Origin of the sequence: Streptomyces sp. URMC 123, from assembly GCF_051386515.1 — a bacterium.
Taxonomy (GTDB): domain Bacteria; phylum Actinomycetota; class Actinomycetes; order Streptomycetales; family Streptomycetaceae; genus Streptomyces.
Genome location: NZ_JBPQTV010000256.1, coordinates 1 through 9,262 on the forward strand (window position 1 = coordinate 1; position 9,262 = coordinate 9,262).

The 9,262-nt window shown below is 72.9% G+C and carries 6 protein-coding genes and 1 pseudogene; 3 read left to right on the top strand and 4 right to left on the bottom strand.

Annotation, left to right across the window (positions count from 1 at the left end; genetic code table 11):
• The first annotated feature begins 110 nt into the window (after window positions 1-110).
• The 3 genes from ACSNOD_RS23810 to ACSNOD_RS23820 all read left to right on the top strand — a co-directional run bounded on the left by ACSNOD_RS23810 (window position 111) and on the right by ACSNOD_RS23820 (window position 4,450).
• Entirely contained in the window at window positions 111-2,477 is a 2,367-nt protein-coding gene (locus ACSNOD_RS23810; RefSeq protein ID WP_436769078.1) for a polysaccharide lyase 8 family protein, read from the top strand.
• A gap of 165 nt (window positions 2,478-2,642) precedes the next feature.
• Entirely contained in the window at window positions 2,643-4,226 is a 1,584-nt protein-coding gene (locus ACSNOD_RS23815) for an acyl-CoA carboxylase subunit beta (protein ID WP_436769075.1), read from the top strand.
• Window positions 4,227-4,243: 17 nt separating this feature from the next.
• A complete protein-coding gene (locus tag ACSNOD_RS23820) occupies window positions 4,244-4,450 on the top strand; it encodes an acyl-CoA carboxylase epsilon subunit (protein ID WP_436769079.1) in 207 nt (68 codons plus the stop codon).
• Window positions 4,451-4,482: 32 nt separating this feature from the next.
• Here the strand turns inward: ACSNOD_RS23820 and ACSNOD_RS23825 are convergent.
• The 4 genes and pseudogenes from ACSNOD_RS23825 to ACSNOD_RS23840 all read right to left on the bottom strand — a co-directional run.
• A pseudogene (locus tag ACSNOD_RS23825) lies at window positions 4,483-5,055 on the bottom strand (GTP-binding protein); the annotation flags it as partial.
• Window positions 5,036-5,629 carry a DUF742 domain-containing protein gene (locus tag ACSNOD_RS23830; protein ID WP_436769076.1) on the bottom strand — a complete coding sequence of 198 codons (594 nt, stop codon included), beginning with the start codon at window positions 5,627-5,629 and terminating at the stop codon, window positions 5,036-5,038. The gene ACSNOD_RS23830 and the pseudogene ACSNOD_RS23825, both read right to left, overlap by 20 nt.
• Window positions 5,630-5,725: 96 nt before the next feature.
• A complete protein-coding gene (locus tag ACSNOD_RS23835; protein ID WP_153451728.1) occupies window positions 5,726-6,139 on the bottom strand; it encodes a roadblock/LC7 domain-containing protein in 414 nt (137 codons plus the stop codon).
• A gap of 10 nt (window positions 6,140-6,149) precedes the next feature.
• On the bottom strand, window positions 6,150-9,262 hold a 3,113-nt coding region (locus tag ACSNOD_RS23840; RefSeq protein WP_436769077.1), incomplete at its 5' end, for a nitrate- and nitrite sensing domain-containing protein.

The window sequence follows — 9,262 nt, forward strand, 5'->3', positions numbered from 1 at the left end:
GTCGCGCCAGGAGCCGGTACGGGCCTCGCGCCGGGCCCGCAGCCGGGCGCCGCCGGGCACGGCGGCTACGTCTTCCCCGGACCACCGCAGCCACCACCCGGCGCCGCTTCCTGGCCGGCGCGAGCGCGCTCGCCCTCGGCCTCACCGCCCCGCCGCCCACCGGAGCCCATGGCGCCGGTCCGCCCTCCGGCGTCGCCGACCCGTACGAGGCCCTCCGGCGCCGCTGGCTCACCCTCCAGCTCGGCGAGGGGTTCGACCCGGCCACCGAGCCCTACGCCACCCGGCTCGCGGAGACCGCCGCGCTCGCCCGCCGCCACCGCGCCACCCTGCGCCCGGCCGCCGGCTCCCTCTGGCCGGACCTCCCCTTCGACCCGCCCGCCGGGATCACCCAGAGCTGTCTGCGGCTGAACGTCATGGCCCAGGCGTACGCCCAGCCCGGCACCGGCGCCACCGGCGACCCGGAGCTCGCCACCGCCGCCGCGGAGGGCCTGGCCCACGTCCACGACCGGGTCTACAACCCCTCCACCACCCGGTACGGCAACTGGTGGGAGTGGCAGATCGGCACCCCCCGGCTGCTGCTGGACACCGTCGCGATCCTGTACGAGCACCTGGCCCAGGAGCGCCGCACCGCGTATCTCGCCGCCGTGGACCACTTCGTACCGGACGAGGCGCTGGGCTCGTACAGCGGCACCAGCACCGGGGCGAACCGGGTGGACCTGTGCCGGGTGGTCGCCCTGCGCGGGGTCCTCGGCCGCTCGGCCGCCAGGCTCGCCCTGGCCCGGGACGCCCTCTCGCCGGTGTTCCCGCTGGTCACCCGCGGCGACGGGCTGTACGCGGACGGGTCCTTCGTCCAGCACACCCGGGTGGCCTACACCGGCACCTACGGCCAGGTGCTCCTGGACGGGCTGGCGCGGCTGTTCACCCTGCTCGCCGGGTCCGACTGGGCGGTCACCGACCCCCGCCGGCAGATCGTCCTCGACAGCGTGGAGAAGGCGTACGCGCCCCTGCTCCACGACGGGCTGATGATGGACACCGTCAACGGCCGGGCCATCAGCCGCGGCCTGCTGACGGCCGACGAGGGCCGCGTCCCGCGCGGCGACCACTTCCACGGACACGCCGTGCTCGCCTCCGTCGCGCTCCTGGCCGACGCCGCGAGCGAGGCCGAGCGCGAGCGGTGGTACGGGATGGTCAAGGGCTGGATCGCCCGCGACACCGTCCGCCCGGTGCTCGCCGACCCCCAGTTCTCCGTGGCGGAGCTGGCCCGGCTGCGGGCCGTGGCGGACGGCCCCTGGCCCGCCGCCCCCGAGCGCACCGGCCACACCCTGTTCGCCGCCATGGACCGGGCCGTGCACCGGCGCCCCGGCTGGGTGGCCGCCCTCGCCATGGCCTCCGACCGGATCGCCCACTACGAGAACGGCAACGGCGAGAACCCGCGCGGCTGGCACACCGGCGCCGGAATGCTGCTCTGGTGGGTCCCCGGCACCGGGGACCAGTACACCGACGCCTACTGGCCCACCGCCGACTGGTACCGGCTGCCCGGCACCACCGTCTCGGCCAAGCGGCTCGCCGACAACGAGGGCGGCCCCTGGGGCGAGCCGGTGCCCGCCGCCCGCTGGGTCGGCGGCACCACCGACGGCGAGTACGCGGCCGTCGGCCAGCACCTCAAGGGCCTGGGCTCCACCCTGGAGGCCCGGAAGTCCTGGTTCTGCGCCGCCGACGCCATCGTCTGCCTGACCGCCGGGGTGAGCGCCCGCGACGGCACCCCCGTCGAGACGATCGTCGACGACCGCAACCTGGGCGCGGCCGGCACCGCCGCCCTGACCGTGGACGGCGTCACCGCCCCCGGCGGGGGAGCCGACTGGTCGGGCGCCTACCGCCGCGCCCACTGGGCCCACCTCGCCGGGCACGGCGGCTACGTCTTCCCCGGCGGCGCCCGGCTGCGGGCCCGGCGCGAGGCCCGTACCGGCTCCTGGCGCGACATCAACGCCGGCGGCTCCCCGGAGCCGCTCACCCGCCGCCATCTCACCCTCTGGCACGACCACGGGACCGACCCGGTGGCCGGCTCCCTCGCCTATCTGCTGATGCCCGGGGCCGGCCGGGCCGCGCTCGCCCGCCGCGCCGCCGACCGCCGCTGGCTGTCGCTGCTGGTCAACACCGTCCGACAGCAGGCCGTGGCCATCGACTCGCTGGGGCTGACCGCGGTGAACTTCTGGGAGCCGGGCACGGTGGCCCGCCTCACCGCCTCCGCGCCCGCCAGCGTGCTGCTGCGCCGCGGCCCCGGGCCCACCGCGGCCCTGCGGGTGAGCGAACCGCCGCGGTCCGGGGCGCCGCTGGAGATCGGCTGGGACCACCCGGTCCGCCGGGTCACGGCGGTCGGCCCGGGGGTCGAGGTGCTGGCCACCCGGCCCCGGCTGCGGCTGCGGATCGACCCCGGCACCGCGGGCGCCACCCGTTCGGCGCAGTTGGAGCCCGCCTGACCGGGGCGTCGGACGGTTGTGCGGACCCCACAGAAGAGGGCCGTCCCAGTGGTGCCCTCCCGGCCGCATGGTTCATGGTCCTGTCCATGCCGACCAGGAAATGGCGGCCGACACTGTATGAAGTCGACGGACCGTTTTCGGGGGTCCCTTTCGTAGGGTCGGTACATGACCCTTCTCGACGAGACGCCCACCGAGGCGAACGACGCCCGTGGGCGCGTGGCCGAGCTGCACGCCATCCGCGAGCTGGCCCGCCGCGGTCCGAGCGACCGAGCCACCGCGGCCCAGAAGGCCAAGGGCAAGCTCACGGCCCGGGAGCGGATCGACCTCCTGCTGGACGAGGGATCGTTCAACGAGGTGGAGCCGCTGCGGCGGCACCGCGCGAGCGGCTTCGGGCTGGAGGCCAAGAAGCCGTACACCGACGGCGTGATCACGGGCTGGGGCACGGTCGAGGGCCGGACCGTCTTCGTCTACGCCCATGACTTCCGGATCTTCGGCGGCGCGCTGGGCGAGGCCCACGCCACCAAGATCCACAAGATCATGGACATGGCCATCTCCGCCGGGGCGCCCCTGGTGTCGCTCAACGACGGCGCCGGCGCCCGTATCCAGGAGGGCGTCTCGGCGCTCGCCGGCTACGGCGGCATCTTCCAGCGCAACACCCGCGCCTCCGGGGTCATCCCCCAGATCTCCGTGATGCTCGGCCCCTGCGCCGGCGGTGCGGCCTACTCCCCGGCGCTCACCGACTTCGTCTTCATGGTCCGCGAGACCTCGCAGATGTTCATCACCGGCCCGGACGTCGTCAAGGCGGTCACCGGCGAGGAGATCACCCAGAACGGCCTCGGCGGCGCCGACGTGCACGCCGAGACCTCCGGCGTGGCCCACTTCGCCTACGACGACGAGGAGACCTGCATCGCGGAGGTCCGCTACCTCCTGTCGATGCTCCCGTCCAACAACCGGGAGAACCCGCCCGCCGTCCACTGCGACGACGCGGCCGACCGGCGCTCCGACGCGCTGCTCGACCTGGTGCCGGCCGACGGCAACCGCCCGTACGACATGCACAAGGTCATCGAGGAGCTCGTCGACGACGGCGACTACCTGGAGGTCCACGAGCGCTGGGCCCGCAACATCATCTGTGCCCTGGCCCGCCTCGACGGCCAGGTCGTCGGCATCGTCGCCAACCAGCCCCAGACGCTGGCCGGCGTGCTCGACATCGAGGCGTCCGAGAAGGCCGCCCGCTTCGTGCAGATGTGCGACGCCTTCAACATCCCGATCATCACCCTCCTGGACGTCCCCGGCTTCCTCCCCGGGGTGGACCAGGAGCACGGTGGGATCATCCGGCACGGCGCGAAGCTGCTCTACGCGTACTGCAACGCCACCGTGCCGCGGATCTCGCTGATCCTGCGCAAGGCGTACGGAGGTGCCTACATCGTCATGGACAGCCAGTCCATCGGCGCGGACCTCACCTACGCCTGGCCCACCAACGAGATCGCGGTGATGGGCGCCGAAGGCGCCGCCAACGTCATCTTCCGCAAGCAGATCGCCGAGGCCGACGACCCGGACGCCATGCGCGCCCGCCTGGTCAAGGAGTACAAGGCCGAGCTGATGCACCCGTACTACGCGGCCGAGCGCGGCCTGGTCGACGATGTCATCGACCCGACCGAGACCCGCGAGGTCCTCATCCGCTCGCTGGCGATGCTCCGCACCAAGCACGCGGACCTGCCCTCCCGCAAGCACGGCAACCCGCCGCAGTGACCGTCACGGAGAATCACGTGAGCCCAGAGAACCTGCTGCGCGTCGAGCGGGGCCACGCGGCCCCCGAAGAGCTCGCCGCCCTCACCGCGGTGCTGCTCGCCCGCGCCGCCACCACCGCCCGGCACCACTCCGCCGCGACCTCCCGGCCCCACCGGTCCACCGCGCGCTGGCGCCGGCCGGAGCGGCAGCCGGGCTTCCGCGCCCCGCACAGCTGGCAGGGCTGACCGCCCCGCCCCGGCACCGCACGCACGACAAGAAGCCGGGCCATGAGCGCGTGCTCGACCAGCGTGATGAGCGTCGACTTGGCGTCCGCGCGCTGGCGCGCGTCCGTGGTGACGATCGGCGCGTCCGGACCGATCTGGAGGGCCTCGCGGACCTCTTCGGGGCCGTAGGGCTGGTGTCCGTCGAAGCCGTTGAGGGCGATGACGAAGGGCAGCCCGCTGTTCTCGAAGTAGTCGACGGCCGGGAAGCAGTCGGCCAGGCGCCGGGTGTCCACCAGGACCACCGCGCCGATGGCGCCGCGCACCAGGTCGTCCCACATGAACCAGAAGCGGTCCTGTCCGGGGGTGCCGAACAGGTAGAGGATCAGGTCCTGGTCCAGGGTGATCCGGCCGAAGTCCATGGCCACGGTCGTCGTGGTCTTGTCCGGCGCGTGCGTCAGATCGTCGATGCCGGCGGAGGCGGACGTCATGACGGCCTCGGTGCGCAGCGGGTTGATCTCCGAGACCGCGCCGACGAACGTGGTCTTGCCCACGCCGAAGCCGCCCGCCACCACGATCTTCGCGGAGGTGGTGGAGCGGGCTGCACCGCTAGAGCTTCCGAAGTCCACTGAGCACCCTTTCGAGCAGTGTCACGTCAGGCTGTCCGCCGGCGGTCTCGTCGCCGCCGGGCTGGTGAATGGCGACGAGTCCGGCCTCGGCCAGATCGGCGACGAGGATTCGGGCGACGCCGAGGGGGATGGAGAGAAGGGCGGAGATCTCGGCGACCGACTTGATCTCCCGGCACAGATGACAGATGCGCTGATGCTCCGGAAGCTGCCCCTGGAGCTGGGCCGGCAGCGCGGTCGTGTGCACCAGTGCCTCGATGGCGAGCTGGTAGCGCGGCCGGGTCCGGCCCCCCGTCATGGCGTACGGCCGCACCAGAGGACTGCCGCCCCCGGCGGGCCGCCCCTGGCGGGGACGCTGGTGCCGCCCCTGTTGCGGAGCCCGCGGCTGCTCGTACGACGGCTGCTGCCGGCCGTAGGGCTGCTGCGGGGGAGGCGCCTGCGGCGGAGGGGTCTGCCGGCTGGGCGAGGAGGGGAAGTTGAACCGATTCGGCGCGGGCTCACCCTGAGGCTGAGGCTGCTGACCGCTGCCGTACGGCCAACTCTCAGGATGCTGCGAGCCGCTCGGGGGCGTTGCCACGTTCTCCTCCTCCAACCGCTGGTCTGCTCGACCCCTGTTGAGGGGCCGCGCCACCGCACCCTATGGCGCGATGGCGCGAAACGCACTGCCTGTCTGTTAGTTGAGAAGGCTTCCTTGCAGTTCGGCGCGGAGGTCGGGGGTGAGGACCGTGCCCGCGCGGTCGACGAGGAGGGCCATCTCGTAGCCGACGAGGCCGATGTCGCACTCGGGGTGGGCGAGGACGGCCAGGGAGGAGCCGTCGGAGACGGACATGATGAAGAGGAAGCCGCGTTCCATCTCCACCACGGTCTGGTTGACGGCGCCGCCCTCGAAGATGCGGGAGGCTCCGGCGGTCAGCGAGGTCAGGCCGGAGGCCACGGCCGCGAGTTGGTCGGCGCGGTCGCGTGGGAACCCTTCGGACATCGCGAGAAGGAGTCCGTCGGCGGAGACCACCACCGTGTGGGACACACCGGGGGTGTTCTCCACGAAGTTGGTGATCAACCAGTTGAGGTTCTGCGCCGCCTGGCTCATCGGGCTCACACTAACGCTCCTGGTCGTAGGTGCTGCCAGCGCCACCGTGCTGTTCTGATGTGGCCTGGCCGTTGGTGTCCGTTCCTGCGTTGCGTCCCTGCTGGACACCGCGCCGCAGGTTGCTCAACCTGCCGCGGACGTCCTCGGGGGCGCGGGAGACCTGGGGGCCGCCCTGCGGGGTCTGCTCCGCGGTGCCCTCGACCAGATTGGCCTTGGGCACGCGGCGGGGGAGGCCCGATGCGGTGACTCCGCCGGCCGCGGGCTCACGGAGCTTGCCGGCCCGCTGCCAGCGCTCGTCGTTCGCCGAACGCCATTCGGAACCATCATCCCCCTCGGCCGAGCCGGCGTCAGGAGTCGGTTCGGCCGTGCCGGACCCCTCCTGAGGCAGACCCGGCTCCTCGGCCGGCCACTGCTTCTCCCGGCGGGGCAGACCCGCGCCGGTCAGGGGGGACGAGCCGTTCGAGGCGGCTGCTCCCTCGGCGGTGGCCGGGGCAGGACCCGGACGGTCGAAGCCTACGCCCTCCGGGGCCCGTTCGGGACCTGAAGGAGATTCCGATTCCGCTCCGGACGGCTGCTGATAGCCACCGTCGTACGACGGGTTCTGGGGCCAATCGTCCTGCTGGGGCTGGGTTTCATAGCCGGTGTAGGACTGCTCGCCGAGGGCCGTGGGGCCGTCGTAGGAGCCCTCCGGATAGGGGTTTGCGGGATAGTCGTTCGCGGGGTGGCCGCCCTGGGCCCAGCCCTCGGTGCCGGCATAGCCGGGCGCCGGGTGGCCGGAGCCGTCGAGCGGTCCGGGCTCATAGCCCTGCCCCGCGCCCTGCTGGGCCGCGAAGCCCTGCTGCGCGGAGAAGTCCTGCTGCCCCGGGAAGTCCCGCTGCCCCGAGAAGTCCTGCGGCGCGGAGAAGTCCTGACCCGGGAACCGCGGGCGCTGCTCGGCCGCCTGGGCCTCCAGCGCGGCCCGCCGCTCCTCACGGAGCAGCGACCGGCCCAGCGGGTCGAGGTGCTGCCCGGCGCCCGGGGTCCGCGGCTCGCCGCCGGGGCCGCCGTGCGCGTCGCCGTACCGCGACTCGTCGAAGCCGAGCTCGGCCGCCGTGGGCAGGTCCTGGCCGCCGTGCTGGCCGTGCTGCTGGTCCTGCTCGTGCTCGGGCACGATCCGGGAGACGGTGAAGTCGTCCTCGGGCAGCTCGTCGCCGCCACCGCCGTGGGTGATGGCCTCGGGGAGCATCACCAGCGAGGTGGTGCCCGCCTGCTCGCCGGAGGGGCGCAGCTGGACCCGGATGCCGTGCCGGTCGGCGAGCCGGCCGACCACGAACAGGCCCATGCGCTGGGAGATCGCCACGTCCACGGTCGGCGGGTTGGCCAGCTTGTGGTTGATGTCGGCGAAGTCCTCGGCCGTCAGGCCGATGCCCTTGTCATGGATCTCGACCATGATCCGGCCGTCCGGCAGCCGGGTCGCGGTGACGCGGACCTTGGTCTGCGGGGAGGAGAACGTGGTGGCGTTCTCCAGCAGCTCGGAGAGCAGGTGCACGAGGTCGGTCACGGCCTGGCCGTGGATGTCGCTCTCGGGCACCCCGCTGATCTCGATGCGCTCGTAGCTCTCCACCTCGGAGGTGGCGGCTCGGATCACGTCGACCAGCGGCACCGGCTGGTTCCAGCGGCGGCCGGGCTCCTCGCCCGCGAGGATCAGGAGGTTCTCGCCGTTGCGCCGCATGCGGGTGGCCAGGTGGTCCATCCGGAACAGGTTCTCGAGCTGGTCCGGGTCGGCCTCGTTGTTCTCGAGGTCGGTGATCAGCTCCAGCTGGCGCTCGATGAGGCCCTGGTTGCGGCGCGAGAGGTTGGTGAAGATCGCGTTGACGTTGCCCCGCAGCAGCGCCTGCTCGGCGGCGAGCCGGACGGCCTCGCGGTGCACCTGGTCGAAGGCGCGGGCGACCTCGCCGATCTCGTCCTTGGTGGTGATCGGGATGAGCGCGATCCGGGTGTCCACCCGGCCGGGGTCGGTCCGGGAGAGCTGGTCGACCAGGGCCGGCAGCCGCTGCTCGGCGACCTCGAAGGCCGCGTTGCGCAGCCGGCGCATGCTGTGGCTCATCGAGCGGGCCATCATGGCCGCGATCACGAAGGCGGCCAGCAGGGCCAGCACCATGATCGTGGAGCTGATGATCGCTTCCTGCTGGGCGTCACCGGCGACGGTGTCGGCCTCCTCCACGGCGTGGTCGGCCAGGTGCTCCTCGACGGTGCGGTAGGCGTCGAACTTGGCCGTGGCGGCGGTCATCCACGTCTCGTCGGTGATGCCCTTGGCCTTCAGCTGCGCGTTGGTGGTGCCCGGGGTGGCGATGGCCGTGTACATCTTGGCCATCTCGGCGACCTTGGGGTCGGCGGACAGGGCGCCGCGCAGGCGCTTGGTGTCCTCCTCGGTGCCACCGGACTCGTACTCGCCGACGGCGACGTACTCCAGGAAGTTGTAGGAGGAGAACGCGGTCAGCAGGACCTCGCGGTTCTTGGCGCTGCCCGGGTCCACCAGCAGGTGGGTGCCGAGGGAGCGCTGGAGCGAGGCCGCGGCCTTGGCGAGGGAGACGGCGTAGACCATGCGGCCGTAGGAGGTGACATTGCCCGTGCCCAGGCCCAGCTCATTGGTGAACGCCATGAGGGGACGCTGGATGGCGCCGTAGCCGTCCTCGGTCTTCGCCCCGTCCAGGGCCGGCGAGTACGCGCTGTCGCGCAGCTTGGCGAGCGTCTGCTCGCCCTCCCGCACCAGCTTCAGCCGGCGCTGCAGGCTGGGGGTGTCGGGCATGTTCTTGACGTGCTTGTCGAAGTCCGCGCGGGCGGCGTCCGTGGCGTCCCGGGCCTTCTGCACGGCCGGGTCGTCGCGCCGGTTCTCCAGCAGCGGCTTGGCCGAGAGGTCGCGCTCGTCGATCACGGCGTGCGCGTAGGTGGCGGCCGACCGGACCAGACGCGCGGTGTCCGCCGCGTCCTTGGCCTCGGTCCAGGTGTCGACGGACTTCTTCACGCCGAGGCCACCGAAGACGAGGGCGACCAGCACCGGGATCAGCAGGATCGCGTTCAGCCGGGTCCGCACGCGCCAGTTGCGCGGGGCCAGCTTGCTGCCGCTGGGGGCCGGGGCGGGTG

Coding starts and splice junctions, on each gene's coding strand:
- ACSNOD_RS23815 (WP_436769075.1), top strand. CDS start 2,643: ATGACCCTTCTCGACGAGACGCCCACCGAGGCGAACGACGCCCGTGGG.
- ACSNOD_RS23835 (WP_153451728.1), bottom strand. CDS start 6,139: ATGAGCCAGGCGGCGCAGAACCTCAACTGGTTGATCACCAACTTCGTG.